The sequence below is a fragment of the Rhizobium sp. M1 genome (genome assembly GCF_002531805.1).
In the GTDB taxonomy this organism is placed as follows: Bacteria; Pseudomonadota; Alphaproteobacteria; order Rhizobiales; family Rhizobiaceae; genus Rhizobium; species Rhizobium etli_C.
Genome location: NZ_NWSW01000042.1, coordinates 17276 through 39270, shown reverse-complemented (window position 1 = coordinate 39270; position 21995 = coordinate 17276). Strand labels below are relative to the sequence as shown.

At 60.2% G+C, this 21995-nt stretch carries 20 protein-coding genes and 1 pseudogene; 4 read left to right on the top strand and 17 right to left on the bottom strand.

What is annotated here, in order from left to right; translation table 11 throughout:
- Positions 1-258: 258 nt before the first annotated feature.
- Positions 259-693, bottom strand: coding sequence for a hypothetical protein (locus CO655_RS29120; RefSeq protein ID WP_097667624.1), 435 nt, complete (start codon positions 691-693; stop codon positions 259-261).
- Positions 694-842: 149 nt separating this feature from the next.
- The gene (locus CO655_RS29115) at positions 843-1181 is read right to left on the bottom strand and encodes a hypothetical protein (protein ID WP_176539325.1); all 339 of its coding nucleotides are present in this window, start codon (positions 1179-1181) and stop codon (positions 843-845) included.
- A gap of 620 nt (positions 1182-1801) precedes the next feature.
- Between CO655_RS29115 and CO655_RS29105 the strand changes: the two genes are divergently transcribed.
- Positions 1802-2980 carry a hypothetical protein gene (locus CO655_RS29105; protein ID WP_097667622.1) on the top strand — a complete coding sequence of 393 codons (1179 nt, stop codon included), beginning with the start codon at positions 1802-1804 and terminating at the stop codon, positions 2978-2980.
- A 283-nt stretch (positions 2981-3263) separates the two neighbouring features.
- On the opposite strand, the gene CO655_RS29100 is transcribed toward CO655_RS29105, so the two are convergent.
- Positions 3264-4196 (bottom strand): NAD(P)-dependent alcohol dehydrogenase, encoded by a 933-nt coding sequence (locus CO655_RS29100; protein WP_097667621.1) that lies wholly within the window; start codon positions 4194-4196, stop codon positions 3264-3266.
- A gap of 87 nt (positions 4197-4283) precedes the next feature.
- Between CO655_RS29100 and CO655_RS29095 the strand changes: the two genes are divergently transcribed.
- A complete protein-coding gene (locus CO655_RS29095) occupies positions 4284-4886 on the top strand; it encodes a TetR/AcrR family transcriptional regulator (protein WP_097667620.1) in 603 nt (200 codons plus the stop codon).
- Positions 4887-5024: 138 nt separating this feature from the next.
- On the opposite strand, the gene CO655_RS29090 is transcribed toward CO655_RS29095, so the two are convergent.
- From CO655_RS29090 to CO655_RS29025, 14 genes and pseudogenes are all read right to left on the bottom strand, one after another.
- Entirely contained in the window at positions 5025-5663 is a 639-nt protein-coding gene (locus CO655_RS29090; RefSeq protein ID WP_097667619.1) for a hypothetical protein, read from the bottom strand.
- 190 nt (positions 5664-5853) lie between these two features.
- A pseudogene (locus CO655_RS29085) lies at positions 5854-6791 on the bottom strand (sialate O-acetylesterase).
- 1038 nt (positions 6792-7829) lie between these two features.
- Positions 7830-8168 (bottom strand): hypothetical protein, encoded by a 339-nt coding sequence (locus CO655_RS29080; RefSeq protein WP_010030401.1) that lies wholly within the window; start codon positions 8166-8168, stop codon positions 7830-7832.
- Positions 8169-8175: 7 nt separating this feature from the next.
- Positions 8176-8736, bottom strand: a complete 561-nt coding sequence (locus CO655_RS29075) for a hypothetical protein (protein WP_010030402.1) — start codon at positions 8734-8736, stop codon at positions 8176-8178.
- Positions 8737-8739: 3 nt separating this feature from the next.
- Positions 8740-11100, bottom strand: coding sequence for a SpoIIE family protein phosphatase (locus CO655_RS29070; RefSeq protein ID WP_097667618.1), 2361 nt, complete (start codon positions 11098-11100; stop codon positions 8740-8742).
- Complete coding sequence (locus CO655_RS29065) at positions 11097-12269, bottom strand: class I SAM-dependent methyltransferase (protein ID WP_097667617.1); 1173 nt, start codon at positions 12267-12269, stop codon at positions 11097-11099. The genes CO655_RS29070 and CO655_RS29065 overlap by 4 nt, the downstream gene beginning before the upstream one ends.
- Positions 12266-12772 (bottom strand): hypothetical protein, encoded by a 507-nt coding sequence (locus CO655_RS29060; protein ID WP_097667616.1) that lies wholly within the window; start codon positions 12770-12772, stop codon positions 12266-12268. The genes CO655_RS29065 and CO655_RS29060 overlap by 4 nt, the downstream gene beginning before the upstream one ends.
- 75 nt (positions 12773-12847) lie before the next feature.
- Positions 12848-14497 (bottom strand): EAL domain-containing protein, encoded by a 1650-nt coding sequence (locus tag CO655_RS29055; protein ID WP_097667615.1) that lies wholly within the window; start codon positions 14495-14497, stop codon positions 12848-12850.
- Positions 14498-14711: 214 nt separating this feature from the next.
- A complete protein-coding gene (locus tag CO655_RS29050; RefSeq protein WP_097667614.1) occupies positions 14712-15551 on the bottom strand; it encodes a xylose isomerase in 840 nt (279 codons plus the stop codon).
- Entirely contained in the window at positions 15548-16753 is a 1206-nt protein-coding gene (locus CO655_RS29045) for an FAD-dependent oxidoreductase (protein ID WP_097667613.1), read from the bottom strand. Before CO655_RS29045 ends, CO655_RS29050 begins: the two co-directional genes overlap by 4 nt.
- Before the next feature lie 61 nt (positions 16754-16814).
- Entirely contained in the window at positions 16815-17759 is a 945-nt protein-coding gene (locus CO655_RS29040) for a substrate-binding domain-containing protein (protein ID WP_097605413.1), read from the bottom strand.
- 72 nt (positions 17760-17831) lie between these two features.
- Positions 17832-18143, bottom strand: coding sequence for a MocE family 2Fe-2S type ferredoxin (locus CO655_RS29035; protein ID WP_097667612.1), 312 nt, complete (start codon positions 18141-18143; stop codon positions 17832-17834).
- Complete coding sequence (locus tag CO655_RS29030) at positions 18140-19174, bottom strand: sterol desaturase family protein (protein ID WP_097667611.1); 1035 nt, start codon at positions 19172-19174, stop codon at positions 18140-18142. Before CO655_RS29030 ends, CO655_RS29035 begins: the two co-directional genes overlap by 4 nt.
- 168 nt (positions 19175-19342) lie before the next feature.
- Positions 19343-20344, bottom strand: coding sequence for a LacI family DNA-binding transcriptional regulator (locus CO655_RS29025; RefSeq protein WP_097667625.1), 1002 nt, complete (start codon positions 20342-20344; stop codon positions 19343-19345).
- Between the two features lie 241 nt (positions 20345-20585).
- Here CO655_RS29025 and CO655_RS29020 point away from each other — a divergent pair, with 241 nt between their 5' ends.
- Positions 20586-21278 carry a type 1 glutamine amidotransferase domain-containing protein gene (locus tag CO655_RS29020; RefSeq protein WP_097667610.1) on the top strand — a complete coding sequence of 231 codons (693 nt, stop codon included), beginning with the start codon at positions 20586-20588 and terminating at the stop codon, positions 21276-21278.
- A gap of 142 nt (positions 21279-21420) precedes the next feature.
- Positions 21421-21864 carry an SRPBCC family protein gene (locus CO655_RS29015; protein ID WP_064682539.1) on the top strand — a complete coding sequence of 148 codons (444 nt, stop codon included), beginning with the start codon at positions 21421-21423 and terminating at the stop codon, positions 21862-21864.
- Positions 21865-21995 lie beyond the last annotated feature (131 nt).

Sequence of the window (21995 nt, the reverse complement as noted above, 5' to 3'; positions counted from 1 at the left end):
TACAACAACGGCAACGTACAAGGATGAGGCTCTCTTGGAGGCCGAGCATCCTGCTGTGCTCGCGATCACAAGTGCGGCATCCTCCAACCTCCCTCATGCTGAGGTGCGCAGCCCGACAGGGCGGAGCCTCGAAGCACGCCGCAACGCTGCTTCTTGCATTCGCCGAGCAGCATTCCCAAACGCAGATAAGTATCGTGATGCCGGATATGACCGATGGTCAATTTGACCGCTGCAGTCAGATCGACGCTGCGTAAGCGGCTATTTCACAATCTGGAGCCTCCGCCCCAGAGATTGAGACGTTGAGAACGTGGGTGGAGTACGAGCGGTCTGGGTGAAACCAGTTGCGCTAAAGCCAATGTTCCCCACATCAAGTTCGACCCGATAGTCCCACAGGGTGAATTTCCCATTGGGCGATGGACGACTGTTTTGCCGGGTGATGTCTTGGATCGAAGTATCACCTTGCATTTGCCAATCTAGCGCAACCTGCAAGTTTGACACGTTCAGAAACTCTAAGGTGCAGGGAGCCACGTCCCACCCTCGAATGTTCTTGTCGGTCCAGTGCCATTGGAAAATGTAGTCGACATCGAAGCGGATGACGAAATCTGCTTGCGGGAAGGTCATCGAATAGACAACCGCGTCATGCCAACCCATCTCAGCAAAATCTGCGTCTGTCCAAACGTTCCGAAATGTCATTGGTCCTCGTTAGTAGAAACGCGCCGGAACCTGCCGGCATTTCAGTCATTGCGGATGCGCTTCGAGAGAGAAATCCCTGACGCGTTATAGCTGCTTTTGGCCAAAACAGCCGTTGGCTTAGATGCCGCGGCTTCTGGCCACAATGCCGTTCAGCTTAGGAAGGGCATGATATCAACGCCGTCCCCCGGAAAGACTGTAATATGCGGGTGGTCCTCGAACAGCCTCGCGGCTTCCTCGGCGGTCTCTGTCTCGACTACAAGATATCCACAAAAGGGGTTCACGGCTTTCGAGATGCCGTCTTTGGTCACACGAGTCGTTTTGCCCACCATGCCGCCGCGATCGTGGATGAAATTGGCATTCCTGTTTTCCCACGCCGTCCACTGTTGAAGGCCGACGGCATCGATTGCGTCCTGCTCGACCTTGGGCAGGCTGCGAAAAGAGGCAAGGTCTTCGGGGTTCATCGTGTAAACGGCTAAAAAACGGGGCATGGGCGCGCTTCGTGCTGGTAGAGGACCGCCAGCTTACACTCGGCCCGCCCAAAATAAAGCGTTGGCGCCGCTATTTCTGGCTTGGGAAATGGCAGCTCGCGGCCCGAAGCGGACGAACCGCTCCGTTAGAACCAACGACTTTTCATTCGAGTAAGGAAGTCTTTTGCCGTCACCGGCAAGCCAGAGGCGTCGCCTAGCACAGCATCAATGCCACACCGGGGGCAGAGCGCCGTCGTATCGGCGTCAACCCATTCCTCAATTTCAGATGGTTCGAAAACCGCGCAGCAGTCGAAGCAGCCGCAACGTCCACTCGTTTCGATATCTTGCCGATGTCTAGCAGAATGCTTGTGCGCTTGAATTAGAACATCGTCCATGCGGCATCATTGCCACGCGCAGAAAAGATCGTCCAGGGCTCCTAGTGTGTTGCGGCCGAGGCGATGGTGCCTGTCGGCCCGGAGGTTACGGCTGCGCGATCATCGACCTTGGGGCAGATAGTGACAGGGCGGGGAGGGACGGGGCCAGTGCAGGCTTTCGGGCTCGGACGGATTGCAAGATACCATCTTGACGTAGCAGCGACGAGAAACACAATCAATCATGGAGAAATTGATTGGAATCGCGCGATGACGAACACTGAAGCAGACCTTTTGCGAACATTCATTGTCGACGAGGACGCGGCTTTCGCCGATCGCCGCCAGGGCAGGTTCTGGCCGGCCAATCATCATCGCATCGGGCCGATCGCCACCAAGGTCTCCGGTCTTCTCGAGCCGGAAGAGCGGGTGAATTTCTATTTCCACTTCATGCGCGTCGCCGGCGGTCCGCCCATCGTCGGCGACAAGGAGATGCCGCTGCTGCGCGAGGCCTATCGGCGCATGATGCCGTTTCTCGATCTTGAGGGCGTCATCCAGATGTCTCGCCGACACCAATTGCTGTTTGTGTTCGGATGCGATGACACGGGCGAGCTTCCGAGCGGGGAAACGACGTCGGCCGCCGCTCTCAAGGCGCGGCTCAAGCTGATTGCCCAGGTCGGCAGCTATACGACGATGCCGGCCCAGCGCGACAAGAAGGCCAAGTTCGTTCCTTTCGCAATGGACGCCGTGCGCATTCTCGAGACCTTTCGTCACCTCGGCTATTGCCACGACCGCCGCTATGGCGAGGAGTTCTACGACGTCACCGATCTCCGCTTCTGGGGCATGGTGTTCATCTGCCTCCTGAACAAGGCGACCCGTACCGAGCTTGTGGCCGATATGATCGAGGGGAAATATCAGCTCATGCGGTCCGCCGAACAGATCGCGATGCTGCATCGCTATGTCGAGGCCGTGCTGGCGGATGCGGAACCGGACGAACAGCGCTTCCAGGCCCTGGCGGCGAAGCTTAAAGGTATCGAGCTCGCTCGCCGCAACGCGACCGAAACCCTCGCCCTGGCCGAAAAGCTTGGTCTTCCTTTCGACGCGGATGAAGATTGGGATATCCACATCGCCATCCCGCTGCGAGGCACGAAGGACCATCCCCTGATCGCCAAAAACGTCGTGCGGCTGCATATCCGCCCCGACCCCGACTGGCAGTGGGAGCTGACCTCCCGCATCGCGGACCGCGGCGAGTTTTCCGAAAGCGATAAGAAGAGCTACCGAAACGACCTCGGATTTCCAACTCTGGGCCGGGGTAACCTCCATGCCTTTCCGGATTGGCTGCGACAGGTGCGCGAGAAGTGCGGCATTGATTTCGATATCGAGGCGTCCGACATCCGCGTCGGACGCAGACGGGCGGCGGCCAAGATTGTCTCGAAATGGCTAGCGGATTGAGCCGGGTAGAGTGGGAAGGCCTTCGGGATTGGGGTAGGCGGCGGCCGTCGGCCTCGCCCCTCCTTCGGACCTCCGCTGGGGAGAAGGTGGCGGCAGGCGGATGAGGGCGCTGCGCGCACCTCAGAATAAGGCTCTCTTGGAGGTTGCGGGCATCCTCCCGCATCCGCGATTACAGCGCGGCATTCCCCAACGCCCCTCATGCTGAGGTGCGCAGCCCGAAAGGGCGGAGCCTCGAAGCACGCACCGCAACGCTGCTTCTTGCATCCGCCAAGCCGGCGGCGGATCAGAATGCCAGCACGGCCTTGCCGGAGATGCGCCGCCCAGCTTCCGTATCGGCGATGACCGACAGGGCGTCGGTGAAGGGCGCTTCCAGTCCGATTGCCGGCCGCAGCGTGCCGTTGCCGGCGAGTTCGGCGATCTCAGGCAGACGCTTGATGCCCATCGTGGCGAAGGCGAGCTTGTAGCGTTTTGACAGCATTCCGCGCAGCATCCTTGCCGGGGTCGGGTTGATGTCGATGAAGACGCCCCCGGGATTGAGCATCGCAAAGCTGGGGCCGACGTCGAGCGTGCCGAGCGTGTCGAAGACGGCGTCGTAGGTTCCCTGCAGCGTATAGTAGGTCTGGCTGTCGGAATAGCCGAAAATCGGGTGAACGCCCGCGGCTCTGACGTTGTCCCTCGATGCCGGTCCGCATGCGCCCGCAACATGCGCACCGCGGGAGATCGCCAGCTGGACGGCGAAGGCGCCGACCGCGCCATTGCAGCCGTTGATGAAAATACGGGCGCCGGGACGGGCCTGCGCCCTGTCGATGATCGCCACCCATGCCGTCATTGCGGCAATAGGAAGCGAGGCCGCTTCGGCAAAGGAAAGCTGCGGCGGCTTTTTCGCCAGATGACTGGCCTTGACCATCACCGCTTCGGCGAAGGCGCCGGATCTCTTGAAATCAACCGTGCCGAAGACTTCGTCGCCAACTCGGAAATTGGCCACCCCGCCGCCGACCGCCTCGACGATGCCGGCAAAATCCGTGCCCATGCCTTTGGGAAATCGTCTGCCGGTAAATAGCTTCATCGCGCCCTGCCGGAGCTTCCAGTCGAACGGGTTGATCGCAGCTGCTCTCACCGAGACCCGCACCTCGCCATCGCCGGCCGGCGGCAAATCGTGGTCGCCGAAATACATTATTTCCGGGCCGCCATGGCGGTCATATTGCACCCTTTTCATATCGTCCTCTCATCCATTGACTGCGGAATACGATATTGCACTGAGTGCGATTTTACAAGGGATGCGATTCCTGTTATCGCTACCGGGATGGAACAGGATCGACCGAAACAGCAAGGCTGGCGTGAGAAGAAGCGGCGCGAAACCCTTCAGCGCATTACGGATTCTGCGCTCAGGCTGTTTGCCTCCAACGGCTACGAGGCAACGACGCTGGATGCGATCGCCGAGGCTGCCGGCATTTCGCGGCGGACGTTCTTCTACTATTTCGACTCGAAAGAGGAGATCCTTGCCGCTTGGCAAAAAGGCCTGCCGGAGGCCTTTCGCGTCGCCGTCCTGGCGCAGCCGAAAGATCAGTCTCCGCTCGATATGGTTTGCAACGCTCACCTAAAGCTTTTGGCGTATTTCGACGCAGAACAAGCCATTGTCATTGACCGGATTCTTCGCTCCAACGAGCAGCTGCGCGCAAGCAACCAGGCCAAATACCTGCAAATGGAGCAGGTGACCTTCGAAGCGCTGTGCGAAATCTGGCCGCACCAGGGGCGCCGCCAGGCGCTGCGCGTGGTGGCGATGGTGTCTGCCGGCGTCCTGCGGCTTGCGATTGACAGCTGGGCCGAGGAGCAAGGGCGCAAGTCCCTTGCCGACTATGTGAAAGAGATGTTTGCCTGTTTGAAAGCTGAGTTCGCCCGTGCATAAAAGCCGATGAAGAAGGCCGGGCGCCGGTGAGTTGGCAAAAAAATAGAGCATTTCCGAACTCAAACAAAATCGGAAATGCTCTTATAGTTCGTGCGAAGCTATTCCGGTGGCTTCGCACCGCTCGCAACTCACTCGTGGCTATTCATCTGACGTCGTCGACGCGGCGTTCTCGAGCGAGGTGCGGATCTGATCAATCTTGCCGTCGGCTTCGCCAACGCCGAGAATGGTCTTGGCTTCGTCCAGAACCGCCGGGCTCACCTCGCCGGTTTTGCTGGCGGAAGCCAAGGCATCCTCCAGGGCCGCATCGCCCAGCACGGGGTCGTCGGCTGCGGGCTCGATTCCGTTGTCGAGCTCATACTGGGCGTAGGCCACGGCGTAGGCCGAAATGGCAGCCATGCGCGGGTCCGATGTGTTCATCAGCGCCCGGTAATTCCGTTTCAAGGAATTCAGGCCCTTAAGCTGCGCCGACAGGTTCTTCTCTTTCGTGCTTTTTGCTGCGGTGTCTGTCTTGCCGGACTTGTTCTTGCCGGTTGCCTCCGACGATTTGCCTCTCACGGATTGCGATTTGGAGTTGCCATGATCTGAACCGCTGTTCTGGCCGCCACCATTTCCGTTGCCGCCGCCATGACCGCCGCCGTTGCCGCCCCCGCCACCATTGCCGCCGCCGTTTCCGCCGTCCTTTGCAAGTGCGGCCATGTCGAGCCCGACAATCGTTGCCGGGCTTGCTGCAAGCGCCAGCGAAAGCACGGCCAGGGACGCTAAGGTTGCTATCCGCATCGTTTTCCTCCGAATGAGACCATCAGAATGCCGTGCACTGCACGACGTGAACTGACTTGAAAGATAGATTGCTATCGCGCGTTGCACATCGGACTGAGGTCCGGTTCAGGGTAGCGGCTATGGTCTTAGATGAAGCACAGCGGCGCGCCGCGCCGGCGGTCATGGTCTCGCGAAACCGCGTCAGGGAAGACTATCCCGAGGTTTCCAGGCGGCGATCGGTGCTCAGAAGGTTCAGCCAGGCCCGTGCCACTTTCTCCGCGCCTGAGCCCCCGATATGGCAATCGTCGTAGCGGTCGTCTCCATCGAGCAACGCGTCGGTATTTACGCCCTCTCGGATACCGTGGCCGCTTTTTGACAGGGCCAGTTGCGCCCGTACGATCGCATTGTCCGGAATATGCTCCTTGACGCCGCCGTTGCTCGGTTCGAGGCATTTCGATGCGATCGAAATGTAAACGGGTGCTTCGACGCCGTGCTGGCGCAATGTGTCGACCATCGACAGGAAACGTGCCTGATAGTCCCCCGCAGTGGTGCCCAAAACGAGGTCTGCCTCTCCTTGCACCCAGAGGACGCTCGTTATCCGATAGCCGGAATCCTGAAGCCGTTTCATTGTATCGACCAGCACCGGATTGAGGTCACCGCCTGCCGCCCATCGTGCGACCTCGGATCCGGAATATGCGAGAGGTGCGAGGATGACGTTGTCATTCTGTCCCGATGCGATCAGGTGGTTCCAAGGAGCGTCCAGTACTCTCCCTTGGTATCGGTCGCTCCAAGCAGTGGCGACGCCGCGATGAAGCAGCGTTTGTCAAAGGCGTTTACAACGCGATCGCCATAATTTGACCGGTGCCGTTGCCCACCGTCATTGGCCGCGTTCGATTGGCCAAGAAGCAGTAAGACAGCAGTTCGCTCGGTTTGCGTCGGGCAGGTCACAGGCGTTTTTGATTCATCGCCGATGAGTCGTTCCTTGCCGTCGAAAGTATAGCGGCTTGGAGCCGCCGCCTTCTCTCCGCCAACCATTGTCCTCAGCGCGGAAAGTTGCGGCCAAGGAAAGATCTCATGTCTCGCGCTCATGCCGCCCAGAAAGTACGTGGCGACCAAGGCGGCCAGGCCGACTGCTATTGTATTGCGCATGTCGTTATCTTCTAAACATCATCCGATGACGTGGAGCCTGTCGGACCGATCAGGGCTGCTACGGCCATGAAGGTTCCTTTACATCAGCCACATCTGCTTGTTCGGGCATGCTCTTTAAAAAAAGAGTTCGTCGCGAAGATCGAGCCCTATCGACGACATCTCGCGTAGAGTCGTCGGAAACCTGCTCTAAACTATAGTCCGGACCAGCGATTCCAATCATCCGGTTGGGTGAGAGATCGTGCCCGCTATGCAGCACGCAGTTCCATGGAGATACCCGGTTGGCCGTTCATGGGACGGCGGCCGCAGATCAGGGCGGCGGGTTAGCGGAGCACCGGTTACCATGCGGCACGCCTTGTGAGGCAGCCGAGTTTGGCGAGACGCCAACCTCTACCTCCGTCGTCCTCGGGCTTGACCCGAGGACCCATGCCGCTGGCGCTGGTGGCGCCGTGTGGATGCTGGGCTCAAGGCCGAGCATGACGGAGGTGGGACATCGTCACCTCACACTCCGGCATTCCCAGGGTCACGACACGAGGGCAAGATGAGGGTGGTGGTGCCGGCCTGGGAAAGCGTCCCATGGGCTGGCCCCGACGACGCTTCCGCAACCCCGCGTGCCCTATAGAACGCTGGAGTTTAGCGAGACGCCAACCCCAATCTCCGTCGTCCTCGGGCTTGACCCGAGGACCCATGCCGCGGGCGCTGGTGGGTGCCGCGTGGATGCTGGGCTCAAGGCCGAGCATGACGGAGGGTGGGCGGGTCATCGTCACCTCGCACTTTGCCATTCCGAGGGGCACGACGCGAGGGCGAGATGAGGGTGGTGGTGGCGCATGATGAAGCATCTGCGACCCCGCGTGCCTTATAGAACGCTGGAGTTTGGCGAGACGCCAACCCCAATCTCCGTCGTCCTCGGGCTTGACCCGAGGACCCATGCCGCTGGCGCTGGTGGGTGCCGTGTGGATGCTCGGCTCAAGGCCTGAAATGACGGAGGTGGGGTGGTCGTCGCCAGCTCACGCTCCGGGCCGAAATCGGCTTCACCCCAACTCACGCCAGGCGCAAATCGAGCAGCGGGTGCAGCTTCTTCAGGTTCGGCAGCGATTTCGCTTGCCAGGGATGTTGGTTGGTGCCCTTCACAATGAGGAGGAGGTCGCCCATTTTTCTGGCTTCGATCGTCAATTTCGCCAGGAGATTGATCCCCGAGGAATTGAGGAATTCGAGGCCGGTCAGGTCGAAGGTCACCTGTTTGTGGCCCTCGTGAAGGAGGGTTGTTATCAATGAATAAATCGGCGCATAGGCGTCGGGTCCCGCCAGGCGGAACACGCCGTCGAAAAAGACTTCATTCTTTTCCGCCCAAACGCGGAAGTTTTCGTCGCTGATTTCCATTCTTTGCTCACAAATTGGAGGAGGGTGGCATCGCCACGGCTGCTGTCGTCGTCAGTATGATCTGCTCTTCGTTATTCTCTTCGAATGTCCATGCCATTCTTGCATCGTAATCGCTCAGAAGGGTGAGCAAACCCAGGCCGGAACCGCCTGCTGACGATATGGCGTTGGTTTCGATTTGCTCAAGAAGCAGAAGGCCGGGCTCCTTGGATTGCAGGCGTTGCAGCAGTTGCTGAAAGCGAGATGATGTCGCGCGGTCGATGGCGTTCCGGACTCTGATCAAAAAGCTTCCCTTGACCATGCCGGCTTCGATCAGGATCTCGCCCGGCTGTCGAAATTTCACGGCATTTTCGATCAGCTCGTTGCTGAGATAGCCGATGTCATGATGCGCCTGCAGGTAATCCTTCTTCGAACGGGCATAGGGCAGGGCCATGATCTCGGCGATGAAGTCCGACGTCATTCCCGAATGCCGCCATCCAAGCTGAAGCGGCCCATCGCTCAAGGTAAGGCGAGCGCCTGAATCCAGACTGATGTCTACCAGAGATTCGAGACCGTAAATTTTGGCCGTCATGTCTCACCTATGCCGCACTGCGAGAAGCGTGATGTCGTCGTAGATTTTCTGTGATCCGATGAAGAGCATTAATGTCGCGACAATTTCCGAAACGACTTTCTCAGCGCTCTGATCCTTCAAGCGGAGCGCCTCCCTGCACAGGCGTTCCATGCCGAACAGTTCTCCCGCGTCGTTTTCGGCTTCCGTCACCCCGTCGGTATGCAGGAGTATCAGGTCGCCTTTCTCGAAGGCGATTTCACGGGTCTTGATGAAGTCGGAAATATCGGCTTCCAACCCGATCGGTATGCCGAGATCCATGGTGTCGATGCGTTGAATTTCGCCGTTTGCCCGCACGATGACGACTTCCTCGTGCTGTCCTGACAGGATCATGTCTTTGCCGTCATAGTCGAGAAAGGCGAGCGTCAGATGCTTGTCGATCCTGGTCCGCACAATGTTTTTGAACAGGGCGCTGTTCAGATTCGCCAGAAATTCGACGGCGTCGGTATTTCCCGCTTCCTGAAGGGCGCGAGCGACGGATTGGACCATCAGCATCAGCACGCCGCTTTCGAGCCCATGGCCGGTGACGTCGCCGATGCCGATCTTCAACCGCTTGCCGTGCTTCAAGACGTCGTAATAATCACCGCCGACTTCTTCCGCAGGTCGCATATAGGCTGCGATCTCGATGTCCTGAAAGTCTTCCAGCTCCTGTTGCAGCGGAAGAACCATCATCTGGATTCGCTCGGCGACGGCGAGCTCCGTTCCGAGTCGGCGGTTTTCTCGCTGGAGCTGTGCGTTCAGTGCCGAGATCTCTTCCTTCGCATCTTCGATCTGGGCCGTTCGTTCCTCGACGAGCTGCTCGAGATTTTCGGTGTGATAGCTGATCTGTTCGGCCATGCGATTGAAGGCTTCACCGGCCGCACCGACTTCATCCTTGCTCGTTATCGCCACTCTGACGGAATAATCCTGCGCCTGGATCCGCTTGGCGGCACCGGCAAGGGCGCTGATTCCGCTGGTGATGCGTTTCGAAGCCGCAAACACGGCGATCGCCACGATCAGCAGCGACATCAGGATTGCGATGATCTGGTAGATCACGATCCGGTTGGTGGCCTCGGATATCTTGGCCTGGGCGGCATAGAGGGAGGCGTCGATTTCCCGTTCCGGCACAACCACCCCAAGCAGCATCGCCTCTTGCCGAACCGGGCCGCTGGACCAGAGATTGGTTGCCGGCAGCTTCTTGACGATGACGATATAGGGAACTTCGTTGCCGTCTTTCTGCAACAGCAGGTGCTGGATGCCCTGTTCGCGGTCGAGCGCCAGTTTCGCGATCGCAGGCTGTGAGCTTCCTTTCAGCGAACGCTCCAGCCCGGTCACGCCGGTTCCGCTCGCGCCGCTCGCCGAAACCAGGCCGAGCGTCTTTTCGCCTGTGCTATTGATTGCGACCACGTTGCCGTCGGACATTGCCAGGAATCCGAAGCCGGACTGGGCGACTTTAACATTTTCCACCGTCTGGGCGAGCTGGTCGAGCGTAATGTCGGCGCCGGCCGTCCCGGCGACACCCTGCCTGTCGGCGGTCCAGAGCGGATGAAAGAAACTGACGATCAGCTTGCCGGTAATGGCATCGGTATAGGGCGCCGTCTGGGTGATGTCGTCGGCGACCGGCCGCGTTTTCGCGTCCCTGGCCCAGCTTTGCCAGGACTCATAAAGGCCGGGGAAAAAGAATTCCCAGAAATCGGCCTCGTTGTGCCCGGGGTAGAGGCGATCGAATGTCTGGGCCTGGTCGGTGTAGGGCGCCGTCCTGAAGATCGGTCGTTCCTTCGGTCCGATGTAATACATCTGCAGCTTTGAAGCGCCGTGCTGCAGCAGGTTCGGGGCAACCAGATCGAGAACCGCGCTTGTCTCTATATCGCGCGCAACGTCGGGCGTCGGCTGGTGGTCCTGTCCGAGCAGGTAACCCCAGACACTGACGACCGAAGCGGAGCCGGGCGCGTTCTGAGACCATTTCCCCTTCTCGTCGTAGGACAGGCTGACGCTGCCGGGCGACGTGCGGGCCATCGCCGCGCCGACGTCGGAATTGCGGGCGGGATTGTCGATCTGTGCCTGCAGCACGCCTGCCAGCGTGTCGACGTCGTTGTGGACCTGCCGCAGCAGCAAATTCACCTGGGCTGCGGTCGAATCGGCATAGGTGCGGATATACTCCTGGCTTGCGGCTTCAAGACCCTGGCCGACTTCGAGCGTTGCATCGCGCGACAGCCTCTGAACGTTCCAAAGTGCCAAGCCACCGCTGACCAGCAGGTCAAAAAGAACGGCGCCGCCGACGACCAGGATGAACTTTGCTCGAAACGAGCGCAGTCCCACCGGTCTCTTCGATACGTGCCCGTCCATCATAGCGGCTTTCGACCAGAGGCTGCCCAGATCGGCCAGCCTGCATAACCCTTGGGGTGAAGAGCGGCAAAGACGTGATCCTTAAATCCCTGCCGGAACCGGCGAATGAAATCCGCCGAGTCGCCGCGGCGCACCGCCATCTCGCCGGCATACACGTTTTCCCAGGCTTCGATGATGTTTGCGAAGTCCTGCGGATCGCCGTCAAGATTCGTCACCATGAAGCAGTCGACCTTGATGTCCTCGAAGCCGGCGTTGACCAGGAGATGGCGGCTTTTCGGTCCCATCTCGACATCCATGTCGAAGTGGCTGAACAGCTTGGCGACTTCCTCGTAAGTCCATTTTATCGAGTCGGCATGCGGCTCGCCGAGGCAATGCGAATTCTTTTCGTTGGTGATGTAGACCCGGCCGCCGGGCTTGCAGATGCGATAAAGTTCTCGCAGCAGCATTTCGGGGCGGTCGAAAATCTGCAGCGAGTGCCGGCAGGTGACAAAGTCGAACTGATCGTCTCGAAGCAGCATCTGGGAGGCGTCGCCATAGGTGTATTCGATGCCTTGCAGATCGAAGTCGGCAGCGACCTTGCGGGCATAGTCGAGACTGCGCACGGAATGATCGAGCGCGACAAGGCGCGCCGGCTTGAATTCCCGCTGAACCAAACCCGCGAAATCACCGATGCCGCAGCAGATATCCGCCATGGCGACACCGCTGCGCAGACCGTGGCGCGGCAAGAGTTCGCGTTCGTGCCGCCAGGTCATTTTCGTCTGCGTGCGCAGGATGGGAATGAAAGACTCGTCCTCGACAAAGCTCTGGCCGGGATAAAACGCCGAATCATAAATCTCGACCGACAGGTTCGGCAGCGATGCCGCCAGCATCTCGAACAGCGAGGCAGACCATGCCATCACGCTCGAGGTAATGATCTTGATCTTCCGTTCCGGCCTCGTTCGGCAGCCGGCGGCGAGGATATCGCACAGAGCGGTGAAGGCCGTCATGTTGATGTGCGTCAGACGTTTGACGTTGAGGTAAACGATGCCGCTGTATTTTTCCAAACTCTGCCGCACCAGCTCGAGCGCATCGGCAATCTCGGCAGCATTTTCGGGCCGCATCTTGCCGGCCAGTACGAGCTCCTGATTTGTCGGATCAAACCGCGCGGTGAAGGGCATGGAAAGCACGCTCATTGAAAATCCTCGGCCGAGGGGAAATCGGCAATGATGCCGATCCTGTCCGCGCCGTCTTTCTCGATGTGGATGGCGGCGCCGAATATTGTCGCCAAATTGTTGAGCAAAGCCTCATCGGACTTCGTGACCGTGTGATCGGGCCCGCCGTTGCGGCCAGGCTGGATTTTGCCTGATCCTGCCTTCACGTGTTTGCGGCGAAACTCCTCATCGCAAGGAAACGCAATTCGCAGCCGATTGTATGTCGCGCTGCGGGCGAGGCTGAAACTGATCGTGCCCCGTCCGTTCGTCGCGCGAAAAGCGAGTTCGATCAGCTCGTTTGCCGCGACTGAAAGAAAGTTGGCGTACCGAGCGGGATCGCTGTGACCCTGTCCGAGAATGTCGGAGAGATATTCGGTAATCTCGTCGCAAAACTGCCATTGAGATTTGAACACCGCAACGTTCATTTCCAGCGATATCATTGGCACAAATGCGTGGTCGTCGAAGCGGTATGCTTCCTCTTCCAATACACCCTCCGTTCGTCGGTCTGGAGCGTCAGATTTGCATGCGATCTAAAAGCACGGCGAAAAATCGGTAAAGCACTATTGTCGAGCGTGGATCTTGGATGCGTCCGCCCGGGTAATGAAGTCGTCAATTGCCTCCACGCCAAGCGGCCTGCTCACCAGATAGCCCTGCAGCCTGTCGCACCCGACGCTGTGCAACCATTCCGCCTGACCCGGCGTCTCGACCCCCTCGGCTGTCACCTGCATGTCGAGGTCATGTGCAAGGTTGACGATGCAGCGGACGATTGCCTGGCTCTTCAGATCGGTTTCAAGATCGGTGATAAAGTATTTGTCGATTTTGATCGTATCGAAAGGAAATGTTTTCAGATAGCTCAGGGACGAATATTCCGTCCCGAAATCATCCAGCGAAATTCGAATGCCCAGCACATTGAGAGTGTTCAGGGTGTCGATGTTGTTGACGGTGCGCTCGAGCAGCACGCTTTCGGTTATTTCAAGCTCCAGACGGTCGGGCGGAAGTCCGACCAGGTCCAGCGTCTGGGAAATCCGGTCAGTGAGGCCGCTTGTCAGGAATTCAGCCGCTGACAGATTGACGGCGACCAGGTAGTTTTCCGGCCACTTCATCGCCTCATGGCATGCCTGCTCTAAAACCCACGCGCCGATCTCCGGCATCATTCCATCCGCCTCGGCCATCGGAATGAATGACGCAGGCGGAATCTTTCCGAGCAGGGGATGATGCCATCTCAGCAATGCTTCGAAGCCGACGATGCAGCCGCCCTCGGCGATAGGCTGGTATTCGACATAGAATTGCTGTTGCACCAGGGCCATTCGCAGGCTGCGGCGCAGCAGTTCCCGTTGCTCCAGCAATTCGAGCATTGCCGGGTCGAAGGCTCTTGCCCGACCGCGCCCGTCTTTCTTGGCGGTGTAGAGTGCGAGGTCGGACGCTTTCATAAGCTCCTCCGGAGTTGTCCCGTCCGTTGGAGCCGTGGATATGCCGATGCTGGTGCCGACAAAGACTGCGATGCCGTTTATCGTAAAGGGCTTTTTGAACGCAGCAACCAGATCCTCCGCCAAACGGTGCGCTTTGGCCGGTTGTCCCGAGCCCACTGATATCACCGTGAATTCATCGCCGGCCAGCCGATAGGCTCTGTCATCGCTGGAAAGGCAGGCAAGAATACGCCTTGCCGCCGATTGAAGAAGCTTGTCGCCGGCGGCATGCCCGAGCGTGTCGTTGACGGGTTTGAAATCGTCAAGGTCGAGCTGCATCAACGACAGAGTCTCGTTGGAGCCCGCGTTTTCCTGCAACAGAGTGGTCAGGTCTTCGCTGAACTGACGCCGGTTCGGCAGTCCAGTCAGCGGATCATGGGTTGCGAGATGCAAAAGCGTTGCGCGTTCATCGTCAAGCGGTCCCTCGGATCTGACCACGGCGAACAGGTCGCCGATCCGGTAGATCGTCAGGCCGTGTGAGTCGGGGGCGCCGAGATGGCCCGATATTCGCAGCGGCTTGCCGCTATCATCCAGTGAACGGAACGCGAGTGTAACTGCTGATTTGTCCAGCTCCGGAAAATGCTCCCAGAAGGAGGCGGCCGGTTTGACGGACGGGGGCAGCGCATTCCCGTGCAGATCCTCGATGGGATTGAAATCGCGGTCAAAGAACAGAAGCCGGTCGATCAAGCTCGAAGCTTCTGCCTCCGGCTTTCCGAGGGCTAAACGGGCAGCAGGTTTCCGCATGTAGGAGGCTCTCCCTATCGAATATCCTACCAGATATTATAGCAACTCTACTCCCGCACAACTTGTGCTCGTTAAGATTTACATTAGGCATTTCTGATTAACAATCCCCAAACCTCCACCCCGGCCTGTTCGCCGCTGTGGACGCCCGCACCGATGAGACGGAGCCGATCGCCGGCATTGAGAAGCTGCCGCAAGCGGCGGGCGAGAGAAGGAATTAGAGCCTTTCCTGGGCATCCCACAGCTCACGCACCATCTGGCGCAGCGCCAGCGCCTCGACCCATCTGTCGGTCGAATCGTTGCCGTCTCTGCCGGTGATCGCATAGGGTTTGGGACCCAGCTCGCAGGTGAAAACCAGCTCGGCGTCATCGGCGGCGTGGGATCGCCAATGGCGAAAACCATAGTCCCACCATTGCAGGAAGAGATCGACCCAGGGCCGGTGGTGCGGAAAGGCAATTTCGATCTGCACCTGTTCGCAGGACGCGACGCGGCCGTGAAATGCGCGGGCATTCCGCAGGATGCGCCGGATATGGGCGTGGTTTTCCTCAACGACCGGAAAGGCGAATTCGCGGCCGACCAGGAAATGCGACAGATCGGCCAACAGCGGCAGTTCGGGGCGCCGGTCGAGCAGATCCAACGTGAAGAACAGGTCCGTCGTCATCCGGTCGCGATGAGTTTCGATGAAGACCGGAATGCCGGCATCTTCGGCGAGCCGCATCCAGCCGTCGAGGAGCGGCAGGCAAGCCTCGACGCGGCGCAGGCGGATATCGGGCTGCAGGTTGATGTGGCTGACAGGAAAGGCCGCGGCAAGCTCCAGCGGCAGCCGCAGATCCTCGACTGAACGGGGAAAGCAGACCGCCTCGATCTTCAGCCCGCTGCCTCGGAGCGTCTCGTTCAGCAAAACGACATCCCGGCGGTTGGTGTAATGCGCGCTGATGCCGTCGAAGCCCGCCTGGCGGATCATCGCGATGTTCTCGTCGAGTGTGCGCTCGAATCCGTCCGTATGCCGGCGCTCCATGGCCCAGAGCGACTGGAAGATCAGCAGCTTCTGGGTCATGCGGCCCGCGGGCTTTTCAGAAGCATCTTGAGGTTGACGCCCGGATCGGCCAGCGCCGCGGGCGAGGGACTGATACCTGCGGCAATCAGCAGCTCGGCAAGCTTGATATCCTTGGCCAGGCCGTTGCCGATGCCAAGGCCGGCGGCCGCCACGAGGCGGCCATCGTCGAGATAGAATTCGAGCTCGCCTGCCGGCATCAAACGCCGGACAGGCTGATGAGCGGGCTGCGGCTGTCCCGCCACCTGCAGGCCCAGATCGTACTGGTCGGACCAGAACCAGGGAATGGCGGCAAACGCCTCGGCGGTGCCGGCCATGTTGCGCGCCGCGGTCTCGGCCTGCGTTCTGGCATTGCGCCAGCTTTCATAGCGAATATGCCCTCCGCCCGGTTGGACGACCGCCGCGCAATCGCCTGCCGCATAGATTTTCGGTGCGCTGGTGCGAAGATAGGCATCCGTCAGAATGCCATTGCCGGTGGCCAGTCCCGCCGCTTCCGCCAGGGCGATGTCGGGCAGGACCCCGATGGCGCTGACGACGAGATCGGCGGGCACTAGGCTGCCGTCGGTCAGGGTAACGCCATCCTCGCCGATTGCCGCAACGGCCCGATCGAAATGGAAACGCACCCCTTCGGCGACATGTCTGATGTGCAGCTTCTCGGCAAAGCGGGCAGGGACGGCGCGGCCCAAAGGTTTCGGCGCGGCTTCGATCACGCTGACCGCAACGTTCCTGCCGCGAAGGACCGCTGCGAGCTCCATGCCGATCAGGCCGGCGCCGATGATTGCGACGCTCCGGCCGGGGGCGATATTGGAGAAGATGGCCTCGGCGTCGGCATGGGTGCGGAAGTCGAGTGCGCGCTCGGCGCCGGGGCAGGCAAGTCGTCTCGGCCGTGCGCCGGTGGTCAGAAGCAGCTTTTCGTAATGCAATATCCGACCGTCGCTTACCGTCACGGTCGCGGCCTCGGCATCCAGCCTGGTGGCCGACAAACCCTTGAGATAGGTGATGCCGGCCGCTGCCAGCACATCCGCCGCGCAGATCAGCTTCATCTGCACCGCACCGTCGACGGTTTTCGACAGCGGCGGCCGTTCATAGGGCAGATGCGGTTCGGTTCCGACCAGCGTGACGGATCCGCGATAGCCCGCTTCGCGCAGTGCAAAGGCCGCCCGGGTTCCGGACTCGCCCGCGCCGATGATGACGATACCGTCCATGCTGTTCTCCTGAAAAAAAAGCGGCCGGCGCTCGTGAGGAGGAGACGCCGGCCGGGGAGGATCAGTTCTTCTTGGCGTATTCGGCCATGTTCGTCGGCGTGACCAGCTCGAATGGCACCCAGACTTCCTTGTCGACGCTGTTGCCGTGGGCAAGCGCGACGGCGGCGTCGACGGCACTTGCCGCCTGTTGTTTGGCGTTTTGGAAGACAGTCACGTCAAGATCGCCCGCCGCCATTGCCGCCAACGCATCCTGCGTCGCATCGATGCCGACGACGGTGACGTCGTCCATCGACACGCCGGATGCCTTGAGCGCCTGAATGGCGCCAAGCGCCATCTCATCATTATTGGCGAAGATCACGTCGATCGGACGACCGGCCGTCAGCCAGTTCGTGGTCAGATCCATGGCGTTGGTGCGCGTCCAGGCGGCGGTCTGCTCGTCGGCGATGGTCACGCCCTTGCAATCGCCTGCCGCCAGCGTCGCCTTGACCGATGAGGTGCGGTCGCGCGAGGCCTGATGCGCGAGATCGCCCATCAGGATATAAGCCTGGGCGTCGTTCGCCTTGCCCTTCTTCTTCAGCAGTTCACAGGCGGCTTCGGCGCCGAGCCTTCCGGAGTCGGTTTCCTTCGAACCGACATAGGCCTGCTTTTCCGGCAGCTTGTCGATATTTTCCGGTTCGAGATTGAGGTAGACGAGCGGAATGCCGGCTTTTCGGGCGGCCTCGCTGATGCCGGTGGCGGCAGAGGTGTCGGCGAGCGTCATGATGATCGCATCGACCCCCGATGCGATGAAATTGTCGACCTGGCTGCGTTGTTTCGAAACGTCGGTCTGCGCATCCTCGATCTGCAGGCTGACGCCGGTGAGCTTGGATGCCCGTGCCTGCAGCCCCTCGCGCAGCAGCGTCTGGAAATTATTGTCGAAACTCTGCATCGAAACGCCGATCGTCTCGGCCGAGGCAGCAGTCGTCGTCAGGGCGGCCAGGACGGCCGCCACACAGATTGATTTCATCTTATCCTCCCAAGGGGCGCCGGGCCGCGCGATCCGTTCCGGAGGCCGTTCAGGCCTGCCTATGTCGCGGGCTCAGGTCAGAGCCACGCGAACCTCTCCATCGATCACCTCTGCCGGGTAGGTCTTCAGGTTCTCGCAGGCGGGCAGCCTCAAGGCTTCGCCGGTGCGATAATCGAAGGCGCCGGAATGCTTCGGACATTCGACCTCGAAATCCATGACCAGTCCGTCGGCGAGATGGATCGCCTCGTGGGTGCAGAGGCCGGCCGTGCAATAGACGCTGTCGTCAGGGCCGCGATAGATGGCGTAGGTGCGGCTGCCGTGGTCGAAACGGATGGCGCCTTCCTGCTCAATGTCGTCGAGCTTGCAAGCAGTAATCCAGCTCATTCGGCTGCTCCCGTGACTTCCATACGCGCCTTGCGGGCGGCGAGTTTTTCCTTGCGCCGGCGATAGCGCTCCTGCATCTGCGCCTCGCCTTCAGCAGAGCCGTCGTGCCAGGTGCCGAACCACTTATCGAGCGGGATAAGGGCGTCGCCGTAATTCACCTCGAAATATTTGTGGTGGAGGTAATGCGCATAGGCGTGGCTATCCATGAGATTGTCCCCGCCGATTTCGACCTTGTCGAAGCCGACATGGCCGGGAATGGCGCCGAAGCCGGCATAATGCAGCTGGTAGAGCATGAGGATCGGATTGGACGGCAGGATCAGGTGGTAGAAGGCCGTGCCGAGGTAGAGCAGGTGCTCGACTGGATGCATCGACAGCGAAGACCAAGGCGAGGGATTGACCGAGTTATGGTGGACCGAGTGCACCCACTTATAGAGGAAGGGCGTATGGATGAGCCTGTGGATGCAGAAGAAGTGGAACTCGTGAATCATTGGCACGACGAGGGCTACGAGGGCAAGCGTCCATGGACGCTCCGCGAAGTTTAGCCAGGGTGCGTAACCGTTGGCATAGGCCCAGAGCATCGCAGCCTCGATCGCCGTCCAGATGGTCACACCCGACAGGAAAGTGCGCAGCATGTTGTCGACGTTCTGGCGCTCGAACCAGAAGGCTTTGTTCTTCTGCTCGGACGGAAACTTTCCATTGTATTTGAAGCGGTTTTCCTGGCGCTTCAGCACATAGAGATGCACCTCGAAAGCGCCGTAGAAGAGCAAAACGCAGATCGCGTTCACGGCGTAGAGCCAGGCGATCCAGCCGATGCCGAGCGTTTGCATCGTCTCCACCGGCGGAATGACCCAGACCCAGTAAGCGATCGCGGAGGCGGCGAAAATCGCATTCCAAGGAAAGAAGTAATGCGGCAGCCATTTCAGGATCGCCACCAGCCGCGGCGGAAACGCAAACAGCGGCGCGGTTTCCGCCGGCTGGTTCGGCGCCCAGTCGCCGCGCTTGTTGCGCGTGCCGAATTTCAGATCGTCCATTGCTCTCTCCTTCGGGCGGACGGAATCGTCGGCCCGCATATGCATCTTGATCGCGGGAGAGCGCCTTTCGTGTCGGGATGTCGCGGCTGTCGACGCATCGGCTCTCCTCCTGTCTTGAAAGTAGCAGGAGACCGCCGCGGCGCCGAAGCCATTCTTGATCAAATTAGATCAAGCGCTTTCCTTGGTGATGGTGATGAAGCGGATTGGCGCCCGATCCGGCTCAATATCGGTCAAGCCAATCCGGCGCAGGATCAGATCGAGCGATCGCCTGGCCTGCGCCTCGGGCGCCTGGTCGAGGACCACATCCATGATGCCGTCCTGCAAGGCGCTGCGCGTATAGTCGGTGAGCTCGTGGCCGACGAAGAAGATGCCGCGTTCGCGCGCATGCCGCCGCAGCACGTTGATCAGTGCGGAATTGCCGCCGCCGGCATTGTAGAGGCCGGCAAGATCAGGATACATCCGCAATGCCGAGGACAGGAGTTCCGCGCCGAGATGCTCTTCGTCGAGACCGAACCCCAGGCACTGGAAGCTGGTGGCACCGGGGTGCTCGAGAAAATAGTCCGAAAAGCCGCGGATTCGATCGCGGTGCACCTGATAGATCGGATGGCAGATCGCAAAGACGGGACCGGTCCGGCGTCCCATTCGGCCGATGAACAGCGCTGCCGTCCGGCCGGCGGCATAATTGTCGATGCCGACGAATTCGCCTGTATGTTCCGAGGCGCGAGTGACGACGTGCACAACCGGCAAGCCTTGGGCGCTGACCATCTCGACGGCCGCGCCGATCACCGGATTGCTAGGCACCGCCAGGATCAGACCTGCGCGTCGCAGGCCGGCCGACAAGATGCGGCGCGCGATTTCTTCCGGCTTCATCTCTTCGGTAAAGCTGCGATGCACGATGACCAGTGGGTCGAGGGTCGCCGCGATCCTCTCGAATGCTGTGGAGAGCCGCTGATAGAAGGTCGTTTCGGGACGTACCATCAACACCTCTATGCGCAACAGGCCGCGATGGGTGTCCGGGAGCTTGCGAGGATAATCCATAGCGCGGGCGGCAATGATCACCTTCTCGACCAGTTCCGGGCGCACACCGCCGCGCCCGTTCAGGACCCGCTCGACCGTGGCGGTTCCGACGCCGGCGTGGCGGGCGATATCCCGATAATTCGGCTTGCTCATTTCCAACGTCCCCGGACGCTTGCGCGACGTCGCCGATCGTATGCGCAAGCTGTCGTTCTTCATACACCTCAGCCTCAAAACTCACAGCGGTATTCGGGCGGATCCCGTCGGGGCCAGGAGGCTTGTGTCGCGGGGGCGGCCGATTTATGATTTCGGCATTCAGCATGAGATTGCAGGCAGTATTTCACCGTTAAACCGGACGCGAAGGCTCTGTCCGCCGGCCGGGCCGAAGGAGCTGGCAATGAAAATTCTCATGGTTCTCACATCGCATGATCAGCTGGGAAATACCGGCAAGAAAACGGGCTTCTGGCTCGAGGAACTCGCCGCCCCTTATTTCGTCTTTCGTGATGCCGGGGCCGAGGTCGCGCTCGCTTCGCCAAAAGGAGGCCAGCCGCCGCTCGATCCGAAGAGCAACGAGCCGGCGTTTCAGACGGAAGACACGCGGCGCTTCGAACAGGATCCGGCCGCAACAGCCGCGCTCGCCAATACGCTGCGACTGTCTGACATCGACCAGGCCGATTATGACACCGTGTTCTTCCCCGGCGGCCATGGCCCACTCTGGGACCTGACAAACGACCGCAACGCCCATGCGCTGATCGAGGAGACGCTCGCGGCAGGCAAGCCGCTGGCGCTCGTCTGCCACGCGCCGGGGATCCTGACCAAGGTCAAGGCGCCGGATGGCGGACCGATCGCCAAGGGGCGGACGGTGACCGGTTTCACCAATTCCGAGGAGGCTGCCGTGCAACTCGTCGAGGTCGTGCCCTATCTGCTCGAAGACGTCCTGAAAGAGCAGGGGGCCAAGTTCTCAGCGACTAAGGACTGGGCCGTGCACGTCGTCCAGGACGATCAGCTGATCACCGGGCAGAACCCGGCCTCGTCGAAACAGGCCGCCCGCCTGCTGCTCAACGCGCTGGGCGACCAGGCCGCAGCCTGACGCGCAGGGGCAAACGTGTCTGCGGCGCGGCGCAATTCAGCTTCGCGTGATTTTTCTCGAAGAAAAGATCGGTTCCCTGTCGGGTCGGCGACGGTTTATCCGTCCTTAGCTCGTTCATTCCGTCCACAAAAGGATCACCACCATGCCAAGCACCATACGCCTGCACCGCGTTTTCGCGACCAGCCCGGAAAAGGTCTATCGCGCCTTCATCGAGGCAGACGCGCTCGCCAAATGGCTTCCGCCGAACGGTTTTCTCTGCACCGTGCATCATCTGGAACCGGCCGTCGGCGGCACCTTCAGAATGTCCTTCCGCAACTTCACGACCGGCAACAGCCACGCCTTCGGCGGCGAGTTCCTCGAGCTCGTCCCGGGTGAACGCGTCCGCTACACCGACAAGTTCGAAGACCCGAACCTGCCGGGCGAAATGGACGTCACCGTCACGCTGAAGAAGGTTTCGGTCGGCACCGAGGTGAACATCACCCAGGCCGGCGTGCCCGACGTCATTCCGCCCGAGGCCTGCTATCTCGGCTGGCAGGAATCGCTGCGCAATCTCGCCAAGGTCGTCGAGCCGGACATCAACGAATAATGCACGTTGCGCCAGGTTTGCGAAACATGGCACACGCAGCGGATTGCTGCGTCGCCTCGTAACCTGGCGCTCTGCCTCTCTTCCCGCCATTCCTGCGGTATCCCTCGGGAGAGGCCGAGGGACAGGAATAC